A 21252-nucleotide genomic window follows, 5' to 3' on the forward strand; every position below is an offset into this window, starting at 1 on the left:
GAAATGAGCGCAGACATCAAGCCACGCTGGGCCTTCATCGTCCCGACCGTCTATATCGTCTTCCTCATCCTGCCGATCTACTGGCTGGCCAACATGAGCTTCAAGACGAATGCCGAAATCCTCGGGCCCTTCTCGCTCTGGCCGCAAGCTCCGACGCTCCGCAACTACATGGTGATCTTCACCGATCCATCCTGGTACAACGGCTATATCAACTCGATCATCTACGTGGTCCTGAACACCATCATCTCGGTGACAGCCGCCCTTCCCGCCGCCTACGCCTTCTCGCGCTACCGGTTCCTCGGAGACAAGCACCTGTTCTTCTGGCTCCTGACCAACCGCATGGCGCCGCCGGCGGTCTTTGCGCTGCCGTTCTTCCAGCTCTATTCCGCCTTCGGCCTGATCGACACCCATATCGCCGTCGCCATCGCCCAGTGCCTCTTCAACGTGCCCCTTGCGGTGTGGATCCTCGAAGGTTTCATGTCCGGCGTTCCCAAGGAGATCGACGAGACGGCCTATATCGACGGCTATTCCTTCCCGCGCTTCTTCGTGAAGATATTCATGCCGCTGATCGCAAGCGGCATCGGGGTGGCGGCCTTCTTCTGCTTCATGTTCTCCTGGGTCGAACTGCTGATCGCGCGCACGCTGACGACGACCGACGCCAAGCCCATCGCCGCGACGATGACCCGCACGGTTTCCGCCTCGGGCCTGGACTGGGGCGTCCTCGCGGCGGCCGGCCTGCTGACGATCATTCCGGGCGCGCTGGTCATCTATTTCGTTCGCAACTACATCGCCAAGGGCTTCGCCCTAGGGAGGGTGTGATGTCGAAAGCCGTCGCTCATCGAAGCCGCCGCTGGCCCGTCGCCCTTGGGGGCGTGCTCCTCGTCTACACGGCCGCCGCAACGTCGCTGGCCATGTCGCTTCCCATGAAGGATGAAGCGCGTGACTGGTCGGCGCCGCTCATCCCGGGCGGATGGATGGCCTGGTCGTTTCCGACCGCCATGTTCTTCCTGACGATCTTTGCGCTGCTCGCGCTGATGGCGGTGTGGGAATATGCCCGCCCCGGCGGAAATCCCCGCCTCGGCCTGCTTGGCTTCGAGACCACGCGGGGCGACCGGCTGTTCATCGCTCTGCTCGGAGCGGCCTTCATTCACCTCGCATGGCTGGGGCTCACGGACCTCAGCCTGTGGTGGGCTCTTGTCATCAGCATTCTCTACGCGGTCGTCGTGTTCAGGACGGTCTGAGGCAAGCAATACGGAGACGGAAAGCCCCGCCTCCGCGCATGACCGAGTGCAATCGCAACCCATGGGAGGATGACATGCGAGCGCATCTTATGACGACGACGGCAGCGCTGCTGCTTGCAATGACAGGGCATGCCTTCGCCGGAATGGAAGAGGCAAGACAGTTCCTCGACGCCGAAATCGGCGACATGTCCTCGCTCTCGCGCGCGGATCAGGAAAAGGAAATGCAATGGTTCGTCGATGCGGCCCAGCCCTTCGCGGGGATGGACATCAAGGTCGTCTCGGAAACCATCACCACGCATGAATACGAGTCCAAGGTACTCGCACCGGCATTCACCGCCATTACCGGCATCAAGATCAGCCACGACCTGATCGGCGAGGGCGATGTCGTCGAGAAGCTGCAGACCCAGATGCAGTCCGGGGAAAACGTCTACGACGCCTATGTCAACGACTCCGACCTCATCGGCACCCATTGGCGCTACCAGCAGGCACGCTCGCTGACCGACTGGATGGCGAACGAAGGCAAGGACGTCACCAATCCCATGCTGGACCTGGATGACTTCATCGGCCTGAAGTTCACGACCGCGCCGGACGGCGACCTCTACCAGCTGCCGGACCAGCAGTTCGCCAACCTCTACTGGTTCCGCTACGACTGGTTCAACGACGAGAAGAACAAGGCCGACTTCAAGGCGAAGTACGGCTACGACCTCGGCGTTCCGGTCAACTGGTCCGCCTATGAGGACATTGCCGAATTCTTCACCGGCCGCGAACTCGACGGCAAGAAGGTCTACGGCCACATGGACTACGGCAAGAAGGACCCGTCGCTCGGATGGCGGTTCACCGATGCCTGGCTCTCCATGGCCGGCAACGGCGACAAGGGCTTGCCGAACGGCCTTCCGGTCGATGAATGGGGCATCAAGGTCGATGAGAATTCCCGTCCGGTGGGCTCATGCGTCGCGCGCGGCGGCGATACCAACGGCCCGGCATCTGTCTATGCCATCCAGAAATACCTGGACTGGATGAAGGCCTATGCCCCGGCGGCGGCCGCCGGCATGACCTTCTCTGAATCGGGACCCGTCCCCTCGCAGGGCGAAGTCGCCCAGCAGATGTTCACCTACACCGCCTTCACCGCCGACTTCGTGAAGGACGGCCTGCCGGTGGTCAACGAGGACGGCACCCCGAAATGGCGCTTCGCCCCGAGCCCGCACGGCGTCTACTGGAAGGACGGCATGAAGCTCGGCTACCAGGACGTCGGATCGTGGACGCTGCTCAAGTCGACCCCGGACGACCGCGCAAAGGCCGCATGGCTCTATGCGCAGTTCGTGGTCTCCAAGACCGTCGACGTGAAGAAGAGCCATGTCGGGCTGACCCTGATCCGGGATTCCTCGATCAACCACGATTCCTTCACGGAACGTGCGCCGAAGCTCGGCGGCCTGATCGAGTTCTACCGCTCGCCGGCCCGTGTCCAGTGGTCGCCGACCGGCACCAACATCCCTGATTATCCCAAGCTGGCGCAGCTCTGGTGGCAGGCGATCGGTGACGCATCCTCGGGTGCAAAGACTGCCCAGGAAGCCATGGATTCGCTTTGCGAGGAACAGGAGAAGGTGCTGGAGCGCCTCGAGCGTGCCGGAGTGCAGGGTGATATCGGCCCGAAGCTCGCCGAGGAGCACGATCTCGACTACTGGCACAAGGACGCGGTCGCCAAGGGCAACCTTGCACCGCAGCCGGCCGTCGAGAACGAGAAGGAACAGCCCGTCACCGTCAACTATGACGAACTGGTGAAGAGCTGGCAGAAGCAGTGAGTGATCCCGGGGGCCGGCTTGACCGGCCTCCGTTTTCTCCGGCGACCGGAGTTACCAGAGCGCGACGTGGCGGTTGACGTCCTTGTAGAGCAGGTACCGGAAACGCCCGGGGCCGCCGGCATAGCAGGCCTGCGGGCAGAACGCGCGCAGCCACATGAAATCGCCAGCCTCGACTTCCACCCAGTCGGTATTGAGCCGGTAGACGGCCTTGCCCTCGAGCACGTAGAGCCCGTGCTCCATCACGTGCGTCTCCATGAAGGGGATCGTGCCGCCCGGTTCGAACGTGACGATATTGACGTGCATGTCGTACCGGACGTCGGCAGGATCGATGAACCGGGTGGTCGCCCATTTGCCGTCGGTATCCGGCATGGCGACCATCTGCTGCTCGCTCTCATGGGTGAATATGGCAGGCGGCGGCGCAATGCCGTCCACGACCTGGAAGACTTTGCGGATCCAGTGGAACCGGACCGGTGCCGCGGAATGGTTCCGCAGGCTCCACGAACTGCCTGCCGGAAGGTAGGCGAAGGAGCCAGTGCGCAGTTGATGGGGCTTGCCGTCCAGTTCGACGGTCATCTCGCCTTCGGTGACGAACAAGGCCGCCTGGGCCCGGCTGTCGGGTTCGGGGCGAAGGCTGCCGCCGCCGGCCTCCACCTCCATCACATACTGGGCGAACGTCTCGGAGAAACCGGTCATCGGCCGCGCGATGATCCAGGCGCGCGTGCCCTCCCAGTGCGGCAGAACGCTGGTGACGATGTCGGTCATGACCGACCCCGGGATGACCGCATAGGCTGTCGTGAAGACCGCCTTGCTGGATAGCAGTTGGGTCTGCCCGGGAAGACCGCCGAGCCGGGCGTAATAGTTGCTGTCGTTCATTGCCGATCCGTTTCGCTCTGACATCGCCATCCTGCTTAAGCGGCGGATCGGCATCATGCAATCCCGCTCGCGGTTCACTCCGCCGGGACCGCATCGGTGACACCGCACGCGCGTCGCCAACGCGCCTTCGCATCGATCACCGCAGGAACCGATGGCCGGTTGCGGGGTTCTCCGAACTGGTAAAAGGAGACCCGCAATGACCAATCAAGACGATACCGCGAAGGTATGGGACCTCATGGACAAGATCGGCTTCTGCATGCTGGCGACGCATGACGGCCGGGACATTCGTTCGCGGCCGATGTCCGCCTACACGAAGAAGGAGGATGGCGCGATCTACTTCCTGACGGACGTCGCCAGCCACAAGGATGAGGAAGTTTCCCGCTCGCCGAACGTCTGCCTTTCGTTCGCCGAGCCGAAGGGCCAGAAATATGTTTCGGTTTCAGGCACGGCGGAAGTCTCCAATGACCGTGAGCTGATCCGCGAGATCTGGTCGACGCCCGCCAAGGCCTGGTGGGACAGCCCCGACGATCCGTCGGTCCGCGTGCTGAAGATCAATCCCTCGTTCGCCGAGTTCTGGGACAGCCCGGGGACCGTGGTCAGCTATATCAAGATGGCTGCGGCCGCGGTGTCGAGCGCCAAGCCGGAGATCGGCGAAAACGAGAAGGTACAGCTGTAGCACCCTCCCCTTCCGGCCGGCGGCGCCAGCCGTCGCCGGCCGGAAGCGCTCCTCGCATTTTCTCTTATTTTTCCTGCAACCATCACCAACCTGTCGCGTTCATCTGCCCGGAATTCAGGGTATCGAAATGAACATGATGATCACCACCAGCGACATCCGCTGGCCTTCTCCCGTCCGTGTCCGCGTCGGCTACGGATTTCCGGAAACGATCAGGGGACCGCGCGAGGCCCTCGCCTATCTCGACTTCCGATGGCCCGCCATCTACGGCGAGTGCTACCGCCAGGCCAAGGAAGCGTGCACCATTGCGCTCGCCGATGGTCGACACGCCGAAACCGCGCGAAGGGCATTCCTGGACGCATGCGTGGAAGCCCAAATGCTGGATGAGGCCGCCGCCTGAGGGGCGTGCGCCCAAAAGAAAAATGCCGCAACGGAGAACCGCTGCGGCATCGGATAGTCAAGCAGGAAGACGATCAGGAGAAGTCGAGCGGCCGCTCGCCCTGTTCGTCGCGGATCCAGGTCGGCAGGCCGATATGGTTGAGGATGTTCAGGAACGGCCTGGGCGGCAGTTCCTCGACATTCGCCATCTTCTTCACGTCCCACTCGCCGGTGGCGACCAGCATGGCGGCGGCGACCGGGGGAACGCCGGCGGTGTAGGAAATGCCCTGGCTGCCGACTTCGTTATAGGCTTCCTTGTGGTCGGCCACGTTGTAGATGAAGACGGTCCGTTCCTTGCCGTCCTTGATCCCCTTCACGAAGTCGCCGATGCAGGTCTTGCCTTCGTAGTTCGGAGCAAGCGAGGCGGGATCGGGCAGGCAGGCCTTGACCACCTTCAGCGGCACGACTTCCGAACCGTCCGCAAGCTTTACCGGCTGCTCCGACAGAAGGCCGATATTCTTCAGGACGGTGAAGACGTTGATGTAGTGGTCGCCGAAGCCCATCCAGAAGCGGACGTCCGCCCCATCCATGTTCTTGGCCAGCGAGTGCACTTCGTCATGGCCGCAGAGGTAGGCGCGGCGCGTCCCGACGACCGGCAGGTCGTAGTCCTTGCCGATCTCGAACATCTTGTTGACCTTCCACTCGCCGCCCTGCCAGGAGTAGACGACGCCGGTGAACTCGCGGAAGTTGATTTCCGGGTCGAAGTTCGTGGCGAAGTACTTGCCGTGGCTTCCGGCGTTGATGTCGACGATATCGACGTCCGTGACCTTGTCGAGGTACTCGTCCTTCGCAAGGCGCGCATAGGCGTTCACGACACCCGGATCGAAGCCGGCGCCGAGAATGGCGGTAATGCCCTTCTCCTCGCATTCGGCCGCGCGCTTCCACTCGTAGTTGCCATACCACGGCGGCGTTTCGCAGATCTTGTTCGGCTCTTCGTGGATGGCGGTGTCGATATAGGCGACGCCCGTGTCGATGCAGGCGCGCAGCACGGACATGTTGAGGAAGGCCGTGCCGACATTGATGACGATCTCGGACTTGGTCTTGCGGATCAGGTCCTTCGTCGCTTCGATGTCGAGGGCGTCGAGCGCATGCGCCTCGAGGACGCCGGGCTGCTTCATCGCCTTCTTCTCATTCACCGAGGCGATGATTGCGTCGCACTTTGCCTTCGTGCGCGACGCGATGTGGATATCGCCCAACACGTCGTTGTTCTGGGCGCACTTGTGCGCCACCACCTGGGCGACGCCACCGGCGCCGATGATGAGGACGTTCTTTTTCATAATGGGGACCAACTCCTTGTGTCCAATCGTCAGAAGCCTCAGGAGAGGCTTTGCTCGTAGTCCGCGTAGTCGAACTCGCGGACCGTCCTGATGCTGCCATCCAGCTCGCGGATGGCGATTGCCGGCATCTTCACGCCGTTAAACCAGTTCTTCTTGACCATCGTGTAACCGGCCGCGTCCTGGAACGAGATGCGGTCGCCGACATTCAATTCCTTCTCGAAGTTGAACTCGCCGAAGATATCTCCCGCGAGGCAGGACTTCCCGCAGACCATGTAGCGGTGCGAGCCCGTGTTCGGCGCAACCTTTGCACTCTCCCGGTAGATCAGGAGGTCGAGCATGTGCGCCTCGATCGAAGAATCGACGATCGCGAGGTTCTTTCGGTTGAACAGCGTGTCGAGCACCGTGACCTCGAGCGTCGTCGAGCGCGTGATCGAGGCCTCGCCCGGCTCGAGATAGACCTGTACGCCGTATTCGCCGGCGAAGCGCTTCAGCCGCTCGGAAAACAGGTCGATCGGATAGTCGTCGCCGGTGAAATGGATGCCGCCGCCGAGGCTGACCCATTCCGCCTTGTGCAGCAGGGGCGCGAACTTCTGCTCGATTTCCCCCAGCATCCGGTCGAAGAGCGAGAAGTCGCTGTTTTCACAGTTGTTGTGGATCATGAAGCCGCTGATCCGGTCCATCACCGGCTCGACCTTGGCCAGGTCCCATTCGCCCAGCCGCGAGAACGGACGCGCCGGATCTGCGAGATCGAAGCTGGAGGACGAGACCTGCGGATTGAGGCGCAGGCCGCGGACGATCCCGTCGGCCTTGTCCGCGTATCGCTCGAGCTGGCTGATCGAGTTGAAGATGATCTTGTCGGCGTGGCTGACGACTTCGTCGATCTCGTAGTCCGCATAGGCCACCGAATAGGCATGCGTCTCCTTGCCGAACCGCTCGTGGCCGAGGCGCACCTCGTTCAGCGAGGACGAGGTCGTGCCATCCATGTAGTCGCGCATGAAGTCGAAGACCGACCATGTGGCGAAGCATTTCAGAGCGAGAAGCGCCTTTGCCCCCGACGCCTCGCGGACCCGCGCGATCCGCTCCATGTTGCGGAGCAGGCTCGTTTTGTCGATCAGGTAATAGGGGGTCTGAATGCCGTTGTTCACAACTGCCTCGGAGCTTGGTCGTTCGAAGGGGGGCGAATACCCCGGATCGTTGTGAGACTCAAGCCAGCCGTTCCGCGACGTCCGGGCGCATTACGGATCGCGGACAAGGCGGCAGGAGTCGGCGCACCCGGGATGTGAAAAGGCCCTCCGCGATGGAGGGCCCGTCCATTCCCGATGGCTATTCCGATCAACTGACCGGCGTGAGCGTCATCGAGGTGCCGGTCGCCGCGATGTTGAGGCCCAGTTGCCCCTGGATGCTGACGGTCTGCAGATGGATCGAGCCGGACGTGCCGCCCACCAGGACATTGGCGCCGATGCCCGCGCCGACGGTCGCTTCCGCAGTTGCGCCCTGGTAGAGGCCGGCGAGCGAACCCGAATGGTAGCCGGCCGTCGGTGCAAAGACCGCCCAGACCAGCCTGCCCCGGGTGGTGAAGCCGAGGTCGATACCCATCTTGCGGAGGCTTCCGACATACTCGTCCTGCCGGATGCCGTCGGTTGAGGTGAAGACGCAGCTCACTTCCTTGGCGGAGCCTAGGACATATCCGACGCCACCCCCGATGTCGCAGGTCAGGTAGCCGATCTTGACGCCGTTGCGGGCGTCCGCCTCATAGGCCGGCTCGGAATAGCGGGTAGTATCCGCCGCAACGGCGGCAGTCACCCCTCCACCGGCAACCGCTGCAACGAATACGGATGCGACAATTCTTCTCATATTGGTTCTCCTTGAAAACGCACCCCGCGGGCAGAAGGTGCCCGCACCGTTCGCAGGAGAGACAACGAGAAAGCCGGGCGAACGATCCATCGCGGTCCGATGACAGATTGTTACCGACGCTTCACCTGCCGGCACCGGAATTGGTGCGGGAATGCCACTTCCACGCCGAGCCGATGATGTCGCCGAGACCGTATCGGGGCTCCCAGCCGAGAACCTCGCGTGCCCTCGCATTGTCCGCGACAAGCGAGGTGGAATCGCCGTCACGCCGGCCGACATATTCGACCGGGAAGGGTTTGCCGGAGACCGCTGAGATGGCTGCCAGCAGTTCCTTGACCGTCGTCCCGGTGCCGGTGCCGAGGTTCAGTTCGACGGTCTGTCCGCCTCCGAGGAGATAGTCGACCGCGCGGACATGCGCGTCCGCAAGGTCGAGGACGTGGATATAGTCGCGAACGCAGGTGCCGTCCCGCGTGTCGTAGTCGCTGCCGAATACCTTGAAACCGTCTCGACGACCGAGAGCCGCCTCGATCGCCAGCGGCACGGCGTGGGTCTCGGGGCTATGCCACTCGCCGATCCGGCCCTCGGGATCCGCCCCGGCGGCATTGAAATAGCGCAGCATGACGGAGCGCAGGCCCTTGTAGGTGCCGTAGTCCTTGAGCGCCTGCTCAATGATCCACTTGGTGCGACCATAGGGATTGATCGGAGCCTGGGGATGGGTCTCGTCCATCGGCACCCGCTCGGGAAGACCGTAGGTCGCACAGGTCGACGAGAAGACGAAGGCATCGACGCCCGCCGAAAGTGCGGCCGCCAGGAGGTTGAGCGCGCCGCCGACATTGTTCTCGTAGAAAGAGACGGGATCCTTCACGGATTCCCCCACCTCGATCAGGGCCGCGAAATGCAGAACGGCGTCCGGACGGTGCTTGGCAAACACCTCGTCCAGCCGCTTTCTGTCGCGGATATCTCCCTCTTCAAGAGGTCCCCAGCGGACGAACTCCGCATGACCATTGGAGAGATTGTCGAAGACGACGGGCGCGTAGCCCCTCTCCGCCAGGACTAGGCAGGTATGCGAGCCGATATAGCCGGCTCCTCCGACCACCAGGACTTTCTTCTGCGTCATGCCGCCTCGCCGTGTCATCGGGTTTCGGAACGGCGGCAATATAGACGGCGCCGGGAAGATTAAAACAGGCCAGTTCAGGATTCCTCATCATCGGCCGGACGGACGGGCGCCGGTCGGAATGGCTCCGCCGCAAAAATCCCTGCATTGGCCGAGGGAGCGTACTTGGCCGGTTGCCTGACAGCTTGACCCCGCCTGGCTTTTCGCGGATGGACGGACGAGAAACTTGCACAAGCGGGTATCGAAGAAGGAGGAGACACTCATGAACATGCTTTTCGGCCGCCTCGCCGCACTTGGCCTGGCCGCTTCCGCGCTTTGGACGGGCAGCGCCCTGGCCCAGAGCACCGAAGTCAAGATCGCTTATGCGCTCGCCCGGGAATCGCACTACGGCGCCGCCGCCGACGGTTGGGACAAGTATGTCACCGAAACCAGCGGCGGTCGTTTCACCTTCACGCATTTCCCCTCCTCCGCCCAGGGCGGTGAGCGCGAGGTCATCGAAGGCCTTCAGCTCGGAACCGGCGTCCAGGCGGTCGTCGTCTCGTCCGGAGCGCTTTCCAACTTCGTGCCCGAGATCGGCGTGACGGACATTCCCTTCCTCTTCCGTGACCTCGGTCATGCGCGCGCCGTCCTCGACGGTCCGATCGGCGAGGACATCCTCGCGAAGTTCGCCGAACGTCAGCTGATCGCGCTCGCGTGGGGCGAACAGGGCTTCCGCCACATCACCAACAATCGCCAGCCCATCGAGAAGCCGGAAGACCTTGCGGGCCTCAAGATCCGCACGATGGAGAACCCGGTTCACATCACGGCCTTCGAAACGGCAGGCGCCGCTCCGACGCCGATGTCCTGGCCGGAAGTCATCCCCGCCCTGCAGCAGGGCGCAATCGACGGACAGGAAAACCCGCTCTCGGTGATCGTGTCGGCAAAGCTGTGGGAAGTGCAGAAGTACCTGACCATTTCCGGCCACGTCTACTCGCCCGCCATGCTGATCGTCTCGCCGACCTTCTGGGACAGCCTTTCGGACGAAGACAAGAAGATCTTCGCCGACGGCGCCATCAAGGGCAAGGAAGCCATGCGCGCCTTCGTCGACAATTCCGAAAAGAATGGCGTCGAAACCTCCAGGCAGGCGGGTATCCAGGTTAACGTGCTGAGCGACGAGCAGAAGGCCCAGTTCCAGCAGGCGATCCAGGCTGCCTACGAACAGTATTACGGGACCTTCTCCAAGGACCTGATCGACCAGATCATCGCGACGAAATGATCCTCGGCGCGCGCGCGCCGCATCGATGCGGTGCGCGCGCCTCTTCGACGGGAGGACTTGAAATGCTGGTACGCAAGGCGGAAACGATCTTCGTCGAAGCCAATCGATGGGCAATGATCGCCATCCTCTCGGTGATGGCAGGTCTAGTCTTCAGCAATGTCTGCCTTCGCTACTTCACCAACCATTCGATTACATGGTCGGACGAGGTCGCCCGCCACCTGATGATCTGGCTGACCTTTATCGGCGCGGGCCTGACGCTGCGCCACGGGGGCCTTGTCGCCATCGACAATCTGCAGGCGGTACTGGGCGCGCGGTCCGCACGCGTCATCCGCGCGATCGTCGCAGCCATCATGATCATCTTCTTCCTGACGATGATCTGGGCCGGCAAGATCTACGTCGAGCGGACGATGTTCCAGACGACGCCCTCGACCCGGATCCGGTTCGGCTACATCTACCTTGCGATGCCCATCGGCTTCGGCCTGCTCATCCTTCACCTGCTGCTGGTCCTGAGGACCTATCTTGCCGGCGGAATGGGCGCCCTCCAGCAGGGGGACGACGTCCCGCCCGTTGCGGGTTGACCGTCACCACCGTCCCTCACGCTCCAGCCGAAGACGTCGCAATCCCATGATCATCATCCTCTTCACCTCGTTCTTCATCCTGCTTGCTCTCGGGGTTCCCGTGGCCTTCACGCTGGCGATCGCCACCTGGCTCGCCGTGGTCCTCGGCAGCAACTATCCGCAGATCGTGGTGATCAAGGAAATGTTCACCGGCGTGGACAGCTTCCCGCTTCTGGCCGTGCCCTTCTTCATCCTCGCAGCCGAGTTGATGACCGGCGGCGCGCTGACCCATCACCTGCTGCGGCTGGCCTCGCAGTTCGTCGGCAGGGCGCGGGGAGGCCTGGGCTATGCCAGCATCATCTCCACCACGTTGTTCGCCGGGATTTCCGGCTCGGCGCTCGCCGCCGCCGCCGGCCCCGGCGCGATGTCGATCCGGATGATGGAGAAGAGCGGCTATCACAAGCGATACGCGTCAGCACTTGCGGCCGCCGTCGCGGTCGTCGACCCGATCATACCGCCGTCCATCACCATGATCATCTACGCCCTCCAGGACCAGCGCGTCTCGGTGGGCGGGCTGTTCCTCGCCGGCGTGGTGCCGGGCCTCATCATCTCAGCGGCCATGTGCGCGGTGAACTTCTACGTCTCCCGCAAGCGAAACTACCGCTCGATGGAAATCCGTCCGAGCATCCGGGAGATGGCGGCCAACACGCTCTTTGCGGTTCCCGCCCTCGCACTCATCGTCATCGTCGTCGGCGGCATTCGGCTCGGCTGGTTCACGCCCACCGAAGCATCCGTCATCGCGGTCTTCTATGCCCTCTTCTGCGGCATGTTCATCTACCGGTCCCTGAAGGTGCGGGACCTTCCCGAGATCATCTTCCGCTCGGCCATGGTGACCGTCGGCATCCTGCTGATCCTTGCCTCGGCGCGCGCCTTCGCCTGGGTGCTGATCATCGAAGGGGTGCCCCAGTTCCTTGCGGACACGATCATCGGCTGGAACCTCAGCCCGATCGTCTTCCTGCTCGCCGTCAACGTGCTGCTGTTGATCTTCGGCATGTTCATGGACCCGTTGCCGGGGGTGATGATCCTGGTCCCGATCCTTGCGCCGATCGCCTTCCAGTTGGGCATCGACCCGATCCAGTTCGCCATGATCGTGATCCTCAACCTCACGGTCGGCCTCATCACGCCACCGGTAGGCGCCCTGCTCTTCGTGGTCTCATCCGTGGTGAAGATCAGGGTGAGCGAAATTACCCGCGAGCTGGCGCCCTTCCTCATCGCCTATGGCGTGATCCTGCTGCTGATCACCTTCGTGCCCTCGCTCTCCACGTGGCTCCCGAGGCTGGCGGGCTTCTGATCGAAGCCGCGCCGCCCCTTTTCTTTTAGGCCTTTCGCCACAGGTATTTTCGGTCGGGGATCGGAGTGGCACCGCTTGAGTTTCAGCAACGATAGGAATAGGTGTGCGGTTACCAGTCCGGGCCCCTCTGGCAGCGTTTGGCTGCGATGTCGGACTGCAAAATTCGATCAGGGCGCCACGGTTGTGATCAGATAGACGCCGTCGACAATCTACCTTGACCCTCGCGCGCACCGCACGGGGAGGATGGTCAGCGACGCTTAGCTCCGGGTCCCGCAGAAAAGGACAGGGTGAAAAATGGGCGAAATATTTTCGCAGGAAGTGATTACGGCCTTCCTGCAGGTCATCATGATTGACCTGGTGCTGGCGGGCGACAATGCGATCGTCATCGGCCTCGCAGCAGCAGGACTTCCCAAGGAACAACGCAACAAGGCCATCCTCATCGGCATCATCGCCGCCACGCTGCTTCGCATCGTGTTTGCCGGGGCGACCACGCAGCTGCTGCAGATCGTCGGTCTGCTTCTCGCAGGTGGCGTTCTGCTTCTCTGGGTCTGCTGGAAGATGTGGCGCGAACTGCGCACCACTCATGCCGAGGAAGCGGATGCGAACGAGGCGCTCGAGGATGCCGATCTCAACGCCGACGGCACCGTCGCGGGCGCCGCGCCCCGCAAGACCTTTGCCCAGGCCGCCTGGCAGATCGTCATCGCCGACGTCTCGATGTCGCTCGACAACGTCCTGGCCGTCGCCGGTGCCGCGCGGGAGCATCCGATCGTACTGATCTTCGGTCTTGCGCTGTCGATTGCCCTGATGGGTCTGGCCGCGACCTTCATCGCGCGCCTTCTCCACAAGCACCGCTGGATTGCCTATGTCGGGCTTGCGGTCATCCTCTACGTCGCTCTCGAAATGATCTGGCGCGGCTTCAACGAGGTGACGCCCTACGTGCCGATCTGACAGCCGGTCATTTCAGACACCGGAACGCAAAATGGCGCAGCGATTGCTGCGCCATTTTCGTTGAGGCCCGAAGATATCCTAGATGGGGTAATGAAGATGGCCGTCCTGCACGGTCAGCCAGCGGAGTTCCGTGAACTCCGCGATACCGGCCTTGCCCCCGAAGCGCCCGTATCCCGAATTCTTGACGCCCCCGAACGGCATCTGCGCCTCGTCGTGCACGGTCGGGCCGTTGATGTGGCAGATGCCGGTCTCGATGCGGCGGGCCACGCTCATGGCGCGGTTGACGTCGCGACCGAAAACCGCGGCTGACAGGCCGTATTCCGTGTCGTTGGCGATCCTGACTGCCTCGTCGATCGAGCCGACCCGAACGACGGAGGCAACAGGCCCGAAGCTCTCCTCGGCATAGATGCGCATTGCAGGCGTGACACGGTCGAGAAGGGTCGCATCCATCAGCGTTCCCTCGCTGCCGCCGCCCGCCGCAAGAACGGCGCCCTTCGACACGGCATCCTTCACCAGCGCTTCCACGCGCTGCGCCGCCTTCAGGTCGACCAGCGACCCGAGCGGTGAATCGCTGCGGCGCGGATCCCCGGCCTTCAGCGTGCGCACCTTGGCCGCCATCGCTTCCACGAACTCGTCGGCGATCTTCTCGTCGACGACCAGGCGCTCCGTCGACATGCAGATCTGGCCCTGGTTCATGTAGGCGCCGAACGCGGCCGCGGCGACCGCCTCGCCCACATCCGCGTCATCCAGCACGACGAGCGGCGCCTTTCATCGCGACCTTCTTGTTGATCGTCCCCTTGTCGGCCGCATCGGTCAGGACCTTGGCCAGCGCCCCGGTATAGTCATGACCTCCGCCGAGCATCCAGAAGCTTTTCTTCCAGCGCTGCACGAATTCGGGCGCCTTGTCGGTCACGGAAGTGGCGGCGAGGTGCGGATAGCCGTAGCGGTCGAGCAGCGGTGCCGCGGCCAGGTTATAGCCGGTGCTCCACGGCGGCAGGATGAAATCGACTTCGTCCTGGGTTGCGAGGCGCTGCAAGGCCCGCACGAGTTCCTCCGCGGAGGAACGGTCGTCATATTCCACGACTTCGATCGGCAGCCGCTTGCCGTCGGGCATTTCCAGGCCGCCCGCTTCGTTCACTTCCTTTACCCAGAGCTGGTAGTTGGGCAGCGTCGTGATGCCGGTACCGCCGGCGTTGGGACCGGTGAGCGACAGCGCATAGCCGATCTTGACCGAAGTGCGATCCTGAGCGGAAGCAACCCCACCCATGCCAAGTGCAAGCGTAGTGACGGCCAGCGCCGTCGTGCGCAGGATGTGCCTGCGTAGCAAATTCTTCATGATGTCCTCCCATGGCCCGCTCCACCGGGCCGTAATGACCTTCCCGGCCCCAACAGAGGTGTGACCGGTCAGACCCTGAGAAGCTAGCAGGTGTTGGCACCGATGAAATAGACTTTCACAGGAGATACTGGTACTTTTCACGGGAACCGGGACCCCTGCATGAAATCCGCATCTGCCCCCTCGGCCGCCACGAAATTCGCCGCCTCGTCCAACCCCATGGAGGCCCGCCTCTTTCACGGCGGACTTTCGAGCACGGGGTGGACCTTCCGTGGCAGGCGAAGCCGCATCTTCGTCCTCCAGTCCGGAGCAGCGAACCTGACATTCGCGGACCGGGACGTACCGGTCGCCGGCCCCGCCGTGGTCTGGATACCCGCCGACAAGCACGGGGCGATCCTCTTCGATGCCGGCGCTGAGGGCGGCGCGCTTGCCATTCCGGACCTCCTCCTGGGTTCGGCAATGCCGACCGGGGCAATCTTCTCGCAGGTGCGCGACGCGATCACCCGCCCGATCCTCGGTGCCCGGCTGGCGGGCGCCGACGCGCGCCACCTGCTGTCCACCATCACCGCGATCGATCAGGAACTGCGCCTCGACATGCCCGGCGCACAGGACGCCGTCCGTCACCACCTGGCGCTCCTGCTGCTGCATGTCTGGCGGTTGTCGAAGCCCTCCTCCGAGCAGGCCCAGCCCTCGCCCCGCATGATCCTCCGCGGCTTCGTCCACCTGGTCGAGCTTCACGCGCGCGAGCACTGGTCCGTCGCGGAATACGCGGACGCCCTGGGGGTCACCGCGGACCGCCTCAACACCGCCGTGCGCCGATCGACAGGCAGGACACCGATGGAACTGGTCCACAGCCGCCTCGTTGCGGAGGCCGCAATGCTTCTGGACGGGAGCACCATGCAGATCGCCGAGATCGCCAACGTCCTCGGCTTCAAGGACCCCGCCTATTTCAGCCGTTTCTTCAAGCGGACGGCTGGGCATTCGCCCCGCGCCCACCGCCAGGACACGGCGTTGAGGCGGACGCAGCAGGAAACCAATTTCGCCGCCTGGCCCTGATCGCCCGGGGCATCGGCGGTCCAATCTCGTCGAAGATAAAGGATGCCAAACGCCTCCCTCTACACGTCTCGCGGCAGACAGTCGGGACGAATGGCGACTTGTCTGCGTTCTTGATCAGGATCATGGTTGCAGCCGCGCCCGCGGGCTAGCGTCCCTGCTTGCGAGGAAGCCTATCCGGCGCCTGCCGCAGTCCTGGAGGTCAGCAATGAACGATGCCCGTGCTCCCGTCGTCTGGTTCGAGAAACTAAGGCGGGTCGACGTCGCAAGGGTCGGGGGCAAGAACTCCTCCCTTGGAGAAATGATCCAGACGCTCCAGCAGGAAGGCGTGGATGTTCCACGGGGCTTCGCCACCACCGCCGACGCCTACTGGGATTACGTCGACGAAAACGGCATCCGCGACGCCATGGTGGCGCTGACCACCGACTGGACGACGGGAAAGGCCAGCCTGGCCGAAACCGGTGCGGCCATACGCAAGCTTTTCCTCCGCGGCGAGTGGCCCAGGGCGACGGCGGAGGCGATAACCGAAGCTTATCGCGAGCTGTCTAGGCGGGCCGGCCGCGAAGACGTCAGCGTTGCCGTCCGTTCGAGCGCGACGGCCGAGGATCTTCCGGACGCAAGCTTTGCGGGACAGCAGGAAACCTTCCTCAACGTCTCCGGCGAAAAGGCGCTCCTCGATGCGTGCCGGCGCTGCTTCGCCTCGCTGTTTACCGACCGCGCCATTTCCTACCGGCAGGCGAAGGGCTTCGACCACATGAAGGTCGCCCTTTCAATCGGCGTTCAGCAGATGGTGCGGTCCGACATCGGCGGATCCGGCGTCATGTTCTCGATCGATACCGAGACGGGCTTCGACAAGGTCGTGCTGATCAACGCCGCCTGGGGGCTGGGCGAGAATGTCGTCCAGGGCGCGGTCGATCCGGACGAGTACCAGGTCTTCAAGCCCTTCCTCGGCCAGCCGGCGCTGCGCCCCGTCATCGCCCGGAAGAAGGGCGCCAAGGCCATCAAGATGATCTACGGCACCGGCGAGCAGCCGACGCGCAACGTGCCGACCTCGAAGGCCGAGCGGGAAGCCTTCGTGCTGGACGACGACGAAATCCTGCAACTGGGGCGCTGGGCCACGACGATCGAGCGGCACTATGGATGCGCGATGGACATGGAATGGGCCCGCGACGGCGAGACCGGCCGCCTCTACATCGTGCAGGCCCGGCCGGAGACGGTCCAGTCCAACCGGGCGGCGGCCATCTTCAAGGCATACCACATCAAGAGCCGGGGAAAGCCCCTCGTCAGCGGGCTTTCCATCGGCGATGCGATCGTCTCCGGCGAGGTCTGCCTGATTGAGACCGCCAGGGATATCGACCAGTTCATCGACGGCTCGATCCTCGTGACCTCCACCACGGACCCGGACTGGGTCCCCATCATGAAGAGAGCCGCAGCCATCGTCACGGACCATGGCGGGCGCACCTCCCATGCGGCCATCGTCAGCCGCGAACTGGGCCTGCCGGCGGTGGTGGGGACCGGGGACGCCACGCGCGTCCTGCACACCGGCGAGGCGATCACCGTCTCCTGTGCGGAGGGTGACGAGGGCATGGTCTACGAGGGTATCGCGGAATACGACGTCGAAACGCTGAACATGGACGACATCCCGCCGACCGAAACCAAGGTCATGCTGAACCTCGCGAACCCCGGCGCGGCCTTTCGATGGTGGAAGCTGCCGGCCGACGGCGTCGGTCTCGCACGCATGGAGTTCGTGATCAGCAATGCGATCCGCATCCATCCCATGGCGCTGGTGCATTTCGACCGCCTGAGGGATGAGGCCGCCAGGAACGAGATTGCCGAGCTGACCGCCGACTACGAGGACAAGTCCCAGTATTTCGTCGATCGGCTATCGGAAGGCCTCGCCCGCATCGCGGCGACCGTTTACCCGAGGCCGGTGATCGTGCGGATGAGCGACTTCAAGACCAACGAATACGCAGGTCTCGTCGGAGGCGCGGAGTTCGAGCCCCGGGAGGAAAACCCGATGCTCGGATTCCGCGGCGCATCACGATACTATTCGCCCCGCTACCGCGAAGGTTTCGCGCTGGAGTGCCGGGCAATCCGGAAGCTTCGCACAGATCTCGGCTTCCGGAACGTGGTCGTGATGATCCCCTTCTGCCGCTCCGTCGCCGAAGCGGAGAAAGTACTGCAAGTGATGGCAGAAAACGGACTGAAGCGGGGGGAAGACGGCCTGCAGGTCTACGTCATGTGCGAAATCCCCTCCAACGTCATCCTCGCGAAGCAGTTCGCGCAGCACTTCGACGGGTTCTCGATCGGCTCGAACGACCTCACCCAGCTGACCCTGGGCGTCGACCGCGATTCAGGAGAGCTCGCCGACCTCTTCGACGAGCAGGACGAGGCGGTGAAGTGGATGATCCGCAGCGTGATCACCGAAGCCGGCAGGGCCGGTGCCAAGATCGGCCTCTGCGGCCAGGCGCCGAGCGACCATCCGGAGTTCGCGGAATTCCTCGTAGACTGCGGCATCGACAGCATCTCCGTCAGCCCCGACAGCTTCGTCGCCGTGAAGAGGCGGGTGGCGGAGGCCGAAGGACGCCGCTACGCCACCTGACCGGGAGGCTGAGTTGCGCGGTGCCGCCCCATCCGTCAGGGAACGAGGACCGCCGCCCCCGACAGTCTACCGGCGCGCAGATCGTCGAGCGCCGCATTCGCCTCCGTCAACGGATAGCGAACCGTATGGGTCCTTACCCCTGCCGCCCGGGCGACGGGAAAGAATTCCAACGCATCCTCCCGCGTCAGGTTGGCGACCGAGGCGATGCTCCGCTCCTCCCACAGGAGCGAATAGGGCATCGCCGGCAGGTCGCTCATGTGTATCCCGCCGCACACGACGCGTCCGCCCTTCCTCACCACCTTGAGGGCTTGCGGCACGAGTTCCCCCACCGGCGCGAAAATGATCGCCGCATGGAGAAGCTCTGGCGGCGTATCACCCGAAGCTCCCGCCCAGCTGACGCCGAGGCTTCTGGCGAATTCCTGCGCCTGCACGTCCCCGGATTTCGTGAACGCGAAGACCTCGCGGCCCTGCCAGATGCAGATCTGCGCTATGATGTGCGCCGCCGCGCCGAAGCCGTAAAGGCCGATCCGTTTCCCCTCGCCCGCCATCTTGAGGGATCGCCAGCCGATGAGCCCGGCGCATAGGAGGGGCGCGAGCGAGACCGGGTCCTCGCCCTCCGGAAGCTCGAAGGCGTAATCCTGATCCGCAACCACATGGGTCGCGAAGCCTCCATCGCGGGTATAGCCGGTGAACTGCGGCTCGTCGCAGAGGTTCTCCCGCCCGTTCAGGCAATATTCGCAATGTCCGCAGGTGTACCCGAGCCACGGTATCCCGACACGAAGACCGAGCTTGTCGCTCGACACGCCCTCGCCCACCGCCTCGACACGGCCGACGATCTCGTGTCCCGGAACGAGCGGCAGTTTCGGGCTGGAGAGGTCGCCGTCGACGACATGGAGATCGGTGCGGCAGACGGCGCATGCCTCGACCCGAACCAGCAGTTCCCCTGGCCCGGGAACGGGATCCGGCCGTTCCGAAAGAACCAGTGGCTCGCCGATGTCCTGCAATACCATTGCCCGCATGCCGATATCCTCCACGCCAGGGTACGAACGTGCGTCAGGGCATCTCGCTCACGAGGTGGACGATCCCGACCACCTTTTCGAGCGGCAGGACGAATGCGAGCCCCTTGCCGGGCGCGTTGAGTTCTCCCGCCCGCTCCGCCTCGCGAAGAACGGCTTCGCGCTGCTCTGCCGGTACGACCGTCAGCACGATCTCCTTTTCAGGTTCGATCTGAATGCCGAAGACGCGCTGCTGTTCATTGCGCCCGATTCCGCGCCCCATCAGCACCGTGCCGCCATGCGCCCCGGCGTTCATGGTCGCCTCGAGCACCACGTCACCCCAACCCTTCCGAACAATGCTTACGATCAGACACGGATCCAACATCTCGCCTATCCCTCGGTTCGTTTCATTCTGCCCATCAGAAGTCCAAGCGCCATCACCGATATGATCGGCGCCAAAGCTACCAGCGCGACGAAACCCAGTCCATCGACCACCGGGTTGCGTCCCTCCACGGCCGCCGACGCCCCAAGGGCGATCGCCAGAAGGAATGTGTTGGCAAGCGGGCCGGTGGCGACACCTCCGGCGTCGATCGCAATGGCCACGAAATCCTTGTCGCTGATCCAGAGCATGAGGATCGCCAGTCCGTAGCCGGGAAGAAGAAGGTAGAGCAACGGCATGCCGTAGCCAACTCTGAGCATGCCGAGAGCCGCCCAGATCGCCACCCCCACGCAGACCGCATTGAGGACGAGGAAACCGGGTATCGAACCGTTGGACGCTTCCTCGACCTGGTCGGCGAGGATGCGGACAGCAGGTTCTCCCCAGGTCGTCACGAAGCCGAGAAAGAGACCCGCTCCGACAAGGAGCCAGGGCTCCCGCATTCCGCCCACGGCTTCGCCGATTGCCCGGCCGTACGGCAGGAAGCCGATCCCGACGCCGAGCAGGAAGAGGAACAGCCCGCCGGCGGCGAGCGCCGTTCCGAGCAGGATGTCCTTCACGGTCCGTAGGGGGAGTTTCAGCATGAAGATCTGGGCAATCAGAAACATGATCACGAGCGGCACGAGCGCCAGCGCCACGCTCGAGGCGGCAGGAACGATATCGCTTGCGAGCGCTTCGATCATTGCCAGACGAGCCCCATTCCGAGAACGGCAAGGATTGCACCGGTGGACGCCAGTCCCAGCAGGCCGAAGCCATCCGTGATCGCCGAACGTCCGGCAAGGACTGAGCTCAGCCCGATCGCGAGCGCAATCACCACCGGCGCCGTCAGCACGCCGGTCGTCACGCTGCCGGCATCGAAGGCCATCGGCACGAAATCGGCGGGCGCAAGGAAGGCAAGCAACAGCATCAGCAGATAGGCTCCGGTGATCAGCATCCGGATCGACCATCCGAAGATAATCCTGACCATCGCGACCGCGGTCAGCACCGCCACGCCGATCCCGACCGCGTAGAGCACCACCTGGCCCGACACCGAATTCCCGGAAACGACGCCGATCTGCGTGGCAAGGACGAGGACGTCAGGCTCGGCGACGGTGGTCGCGAAGCCCGTTGCGAATGCGACGCCGACGATCAGCAGGAGCGACCCCCGCCTCGGCAGCTCCGCCCCGATGAAGCGCCCCATCGGCAGAATGCCGAGGTCTATTCCCAGGAACAGCAGGATCATGCCAGCTATCGCGAGCGCCGAGCCGACCAGGAACTGAATGAAGAGTTCGATTGGCGCGTGAATGACAGTCATCTGCAGAACGGTAACGACGGCGATAAGCGGCATGACCGCCTTCAGCACCTCGCCCAGCTTGCTTCCCAGGATCCGGATCATGGCGCTGGCGCATCACCGGCAAGCAGATTGTCCCTCGGTCCGCTGCCCACCTGATTGCACGAATTCTTCGTCATCACCCCT

At 63.6% G+C, this 21252-nt stretch carries 21 protein-coding genes and 1 pseudogene; 11 read left to right on the plus strand and 11 right to left on the minus strand.

Annotated elements, in window-relative coordinates:
- Positions 1-3 precede the first annotated feature (3 nt).
- From ACWGPT_RS02160 to ACWGPT_RS02170, 3 genes are all read left to right on the plus strand, one after another.
- A complete protein-coding gene (locus ACWGPT_RS02160) occupies positions 4-819 on the plus strand; it encodes a carbohydrate ABC transporter permease (RefSeq protein WP_452603917.1) in 816 nt (271 codons plus the stop codon).
- A complete protein-coding gene (locus ACWGPT_RS02165) occupies positions 819-1241 on the plus strand; it encodes a DUF2160 domain-containing protein (RefSeq protein ID WP_452603918.1) in 423 nt (140 codons plus the stop codon). The genes ACWGPT_RS02160 and ACWGPT_RS02165 overlap by 1 nt, the downstream gene beginning before the upstream one ends.
- Before the next feature lie 74 nt (positions 1242-1315).
- Entirely contained in the window at positions 1316-3040 is a 1725-nt protein-coding gene (locus ACWGPT_RS02170; RefSeq protein ID WP_452603919.1) for an ABC transporter substrate-binding protein, read from the plus strand.
- 51 nt (positions 3041-3091) lie between these two features.
- Here ACWGPT_RS02170 and ACWGPT_RS02175 read toward each other — a convergent pair whose 3' ends face one another.
- Positions 3092-3913: a bifunctional allantoicase/(S)-ureidoglycine aminohydrolase gene (locus ACWGPT_RS02175; protein ID WP_452603920.1), complete on the minus strand. Its 822-nt coding sequence runs from the start codon at positions 3911-3913 to the stop codon at positions 3092-3094.
- Between the two features lie 196 nt (positions 3914-4109).
- Here ACWGPT_RS02175 and ACWGPT_RS02180 point away from each other — a divergent pair, with 196 nt between their 5' ends.
- Together ACWGPT_RS02180 and ACWGPT_RS02185 are read left to right on the plus strand one after the other, a co-directional pair.
- Positions 4110-4589, plus strand: a complete 480-nt coding sequence (locus ACWGPT_RS02180) for a pyridoxamine 5'-phosphate oxidase family protein (RefSeq protein ID WP_452603921.1) — start codon at positions 4110-4112, stop codon at positions 4587-4589.
- Positions 4590-4716: 127 nt separating this feature from the next.
- Positions 4717-4986 carry a DUF982 domain-containing protein gene (locus ACWGPT_RS02185; RefSeq protein WP_452603922.1) on the plus strand — a complete coding sequence of 90 codons (270 nt, stop codon included), beginning with the start codon at positions 4717-4719 and terminating at the stop codon, positions 4984-4986.
- 73 nt (positions 4987-5059) lie between these two features.
- Here the strand turns inward: ACWGPT_RS02185 and ACWGPT_RS02190 are convergent, their stop codons facing one another.
- The 4 genes from ACWGPT_RS02190 to galE form a co-directional block, all read right to left on the minus strand.
- Complete coding sequence (locus ACWGPT_RS02190) at positions 5060-6301, minus strand: saccharopine dehydrogenase family protein (RefSeq protein ID WP_452603923.1); 1242 nt, start codon at positions 6299-6301, stop codon at positions 5060-5062.
- Positions 6302-6339: 38 nt separating this feature from the next.
- The gene (locus tag ACWGPT_RS02195) at positions 6340-7386 is read right to left on the minus strand and encodes a carboxynorspermidine decarboxylase (RefSeq protein ID WP_452604100.1); all 1047 of its coding nucleotides are present in this window, start codon (positions 7384-7386) and stop codon (positions 6340-6342) included.
- Between the two features lie 247 nt (positions 7387-7633).
- A complete protein-coding gene (locus ACWGPT_RS02200) occupies positions 7634-8155 on the minus strand; it encodes a DUF992 domain-containing protein (RefSeq protein ID WP_452603924.1) in 522 nt (173 codons plus the stop codon).
- 121 nt (positions 8156-8276) lie between these two features.
- Entirely contained in the window at positions 8277-9269 is a 993-nt protein-coding gene (gene galE / locus ACWGPT_RS02205; RefSeq protein WP_452603925.1) for a UDP-glucose 4-epimerase GalE, read from the minus strand.
- A gap of 259 nt (positions 9270-9528) precedes the next feature.
- On the opposite strand from galE, the gene ACWGPT_RS02210 reads away from it, so the two are divergent.
- The 4 genes from ACWGPT_RS02210 to ACWGPT_RS02225 all read left to right on the plus strand — a co-directional run bounded on the left by ACWGPT_RS02210 (position 9529) and on the right by ACWGPT_RS02225 (position 13377).
- A complete protein-coding gene (locus tag ACWGPT_RS02210) occupies positions 9529-10521 on the plus strand; it encodes a TRAP transporter substrate-binding protein (protein ID WP_452603926.1) in 993 nt (330 codons plus the stop codon).
- Positions 10522-10583: 62 nt separating this feature from the next.
- Positions 10584-11099, plus strand: coding sequence for a TRAP transporter small permease (locus ACWGPT_RS02215; protein ID WP_452603927.1), 516 nt, complete (start codon positions 10584-10586; stop codon positions 11097-11099).
- Positions 11100-11145: 46 nt separating this feature from the next.
- Complete coding sequence (locus ACWGPT_RS02220) at positions 11146-12429, plus strand: TRAP transporter large permease (RefSeq protein WP_452603928.1); 1284 nt, start codon at positions 11146-11148, stop codon at positions 12427-12429.
- A 294-nt stretch (positions 12430-12723) separates the two neighbouring features.
- On the plus strand, positions 12724-13377 hold the full coding sequence (locus ACWGPT_RS02225; RefSeq protein WP_452603929.1) for a TerC family protein: 654 nt from the start codon (positions 12724-12726) through the stop codon (positions 13375-13377).
- 78 nt (positions 13378-13455) lie between these two features.
- On the opposite strand, the pseudogene ACWGPT_RS02230 reads toward ACWGPT_RS02225, so the two are convergent.
- Positions 13456-14145 (minus strand): annotated as a pseudogene (locus ACWGPT_RS02230) (aldehyde dehydrogenase family protein); the annotation flags it as partial.
- Positions 14120-14713: an ABC transporter substrate-binding protein gene (locus tag ACWGPT_RS02235; protein ID WP_452603930.1), complete on the minus strand. Its 594-nt coding sequence runs from the start codon at positions 14711-14713 to the stop codon at positions 14120-14122. The pseudogene ACWGPT_RS02230 and the gene ACWGPT_RS02235, both read right to left, overlap by 26 nt.
- A 159-nt stretch (positions 14714-14872) precedes the next feature.
- Between ACWGPT_RS02235 and ACWGPT_RS02240 the strand changes: the two genes are divergently transcribed.
- Together ACWGPT_RS02240 and ppsA are read left to right on the plus strand one after the other, a co-directional pair.
- A complete protein-coding gene (locus ACWGPT_RS02240; protein WP_452603931.1) occupies positions 14873-15766 on the plus strand; it encodes a helix-turn-helix domain-containing protein in 894 nt (297 codons plus the stop codon).
- A gap of 205 nt (positions 15767-15971) precedes the next feature.
- On the plus strand, positions 15972-18365 hold the full coding sequence (gene ppsA, locus ACWGPT_RS02245; RefSeq protein WP_452603932.1) for a phosphoenolpyruvate synthase: 2394 nt from the start codon (positions 15972-15974) through the stop codon (positions 18363-18365).
- 35 nt (positions 18366-18400) lie between these two features.
- Here ppsA and ACWGPT_RS02250 read toward each other — a convergent pair whose 3' ends face one another.
- Genes ACWGPT_RS02250 through ACWGPT_RS02265 form a run of 4 tightly spaced genes read right to left on the minus strand, consistent with a single transcriptional unit; the run spans position 18401 to position 21171 of the window.
- Positions 18401-19384: a zinc-dependent alcohol dehydrogenase family protein gene (locus ACWGPT_RS02250; RefSeq protein WP_452603933.1), complete on the minus strand. Its 984-nt coding sequence runs from the start codon at positions 19382-19384 to the stop codon at positions 18401-18403.
- A 34-nt stretch (positions 19385-19418) separates the two neighbouring features.
- Positions 19419-19745: a P-II family nitrogen regulator gene (locus ACWGPT_RS02255; protein WP_452603934.1), complete on the minus strand. Its 327-nt coding sequence runs from the start codon at positions 19743-19745 to the stop codon at positions 19419-19421.
- 5 nt (positions 19746-19750) lie between these two features.
- Positions 19751-20479, minus strand: a complete 729-nt coding sequence (locus ACWGPT_RS02260; RefSeq protein WP_452603935.1) for a DUF1538 domain-containing protein — start codon at positions 20477-20479, stop codon at positions 19751-19753.
- Entirely contained in the window at positions 20476-21171 is a 696-nt protein-coding gene (locus ACWGPT_RS02265) for a DUF1538 domain-containing protein (RefSeq protein ID WP_452603936.1), read from the minus strand. Before ACWGPT_RS02265 ends, ACWGPT_RS02260 begins: the two co-directional genes overlap by 4 nt.
- Between the last annotated feature and the right edge of the window lie 81 nt (positions 21172-21252).

The sequence above is a fragment of the Pseudorhizobium sp. NPDC055634 genome (assembly GCF_053618655.1).

Bases quoted from the DNA above. Each gene is read 5' to 3' on its own strand.
- ACWGPT_RS02240 (WP_452603931.1), top strand. From the start codon at position 14,873: ATGAAATCCGCATCTGCCCCCTCGGCCGCCACGAAATTCGCCGCCTCG.
- galE (WP_452603925.1), bottom strand. From the start codon at position 9,269: ATGACGCAGAAGAAAGTCCTGGTGGTCGGAGGAGCCGGCTATATCGGC.
- ACWGPT_RS02220 (WP_452603928.1), top strand. From the start codon at position 11,146: ATGATCATCATCCTCTTCACCTCGTTCTTCATCCTGCTTGCTCTCGGG.
- ACWGPT_RS02210 (WP_452603926.1), top strand. From the start codon at position 9,529: ATGAACATGCTTTTCGGCCGCCTCGCCGCACTTGGCCTGGCCGCTTCC.
- ACWGPT_RS02250 (WP_452603933.1), bottom strand. From the start codon at position 19,384: ATGCGGGCAATGGTATTGCAGGACATCGGCGAGCCACTGGTTCTTTCG.
- ACWGPT_RS02235 (WP_452603930.1), bottom strand. From the start codon at position 14,713: ATGAAGAATTTGCTACGCAGGCACATCCTGCGCACGACGGCGCTGGCC.
- ACWGPT_RS02165 (WP_452603918.1), top strand. From the start codon at position 819: ATGTCGAAAGCCGTCGCTCATCGAAGCCGCCGCTGGCCCGTCGCCCTT.
- ACWGPT_RS02225 (WP_452603929.1), top strand. From the start codon at position 12,724: ATGGGCGAAATATTTTCGCAGGAAGTGATTACGGCCTTCCTGCAGGTC.
- ACWGPT_RS02190 (WP_452603923.1), bottom strand. From the start codon at position 6,301: ATGAAAAAGAACGTCCTCATCATCGGCGCCGGTGGCGTCGCCCAGGTG.
- ACWGPT_RS02195 (WP_452604100.1), bottom strand. From the start codon at position 7,386: ATGGAGCGGATCGCGCGGGTCCGCGAGGCGTCGGGGGCAAAGGCGCTT.
- ACWGPT_RS02180 (WP_452603921.1), top strand. From the start codon at position 4,110: ATGACCAATCAAGACGATACCGCGAAGGTATGGGACCTCATGGACAAG.
- ACWGPT_RS02170 (WP_452603919.1), top strand. From the start codon at position 1,316: ATGCGAGCGCATCTTATGACGACGACGGCAGCGCTGCTGCTTGCAATG.
- ACWGPT_RS02260 (WP_452603935.1), bottom strand. From the start codon at position 20,479: ATGATCGAAGCGCTCGCAAGCGATATCGTTCCTGCCGCCTCGAGCGTG.
- ACWGPT_RS02175 (WP_452603920.1), bottom strand. From the start codon at position 3,913: ATGAACGACAGCAACTATTACGCCCGGCTCGGCGGTCTTCCCGGGCAG.
- ACWGPT_RS02160 (WP_452603917.1), top strand. From the start codon at position 4: ATGAGCGCAGACATCAAGCCACGCTGGGCCTTCATCGTCCCGACCGTC.
- ACWGPT_RS02200 (WP_452603924.1), bottom strand. From the start codon at position 8,155: ATGAGAAGAATTGTCGCATCCGTATTCGTTGCAGCGGTTGCCGGTGGA.
- ACWGPT_RS02265 (WP_452603936.1), bottom strand. From the start codon at position 21,171: ATGATCCGGATCCTGGGAAGCAAGCTGGGCGAGGTGCTGAAGGCGGTC.
- ACWGPT_RS02255 (WP_452603934.1), bottom strand. From the start codon at position 19,745: ATGTTGGATCCGTGTCTGATCGTAAGCATTGTTCGGAAGGGTTGGGGT.
- ACWGPT_RS02185 (WP_452603922.1), top strand. From the start codon at position 4,717: ATGAACATGATGATCACCACCAGCGACATCCGCTGGCCTTCTCCCGTC.
- ACWGPT_RS02215 (WP_452603927.1), top strand. From the start codon at position 10,584: ATGCTGGTACGCAAGGCGGAAACGATCTTCGTCGAAGCCAATCGATGG.
- ppsA (WP_452603932.1), top strand. From the start codon at position 15,972: ATGAACGATGCCCGTGCTCCCGTCGTCTGGTTCGAGAAACTAAGGCGG.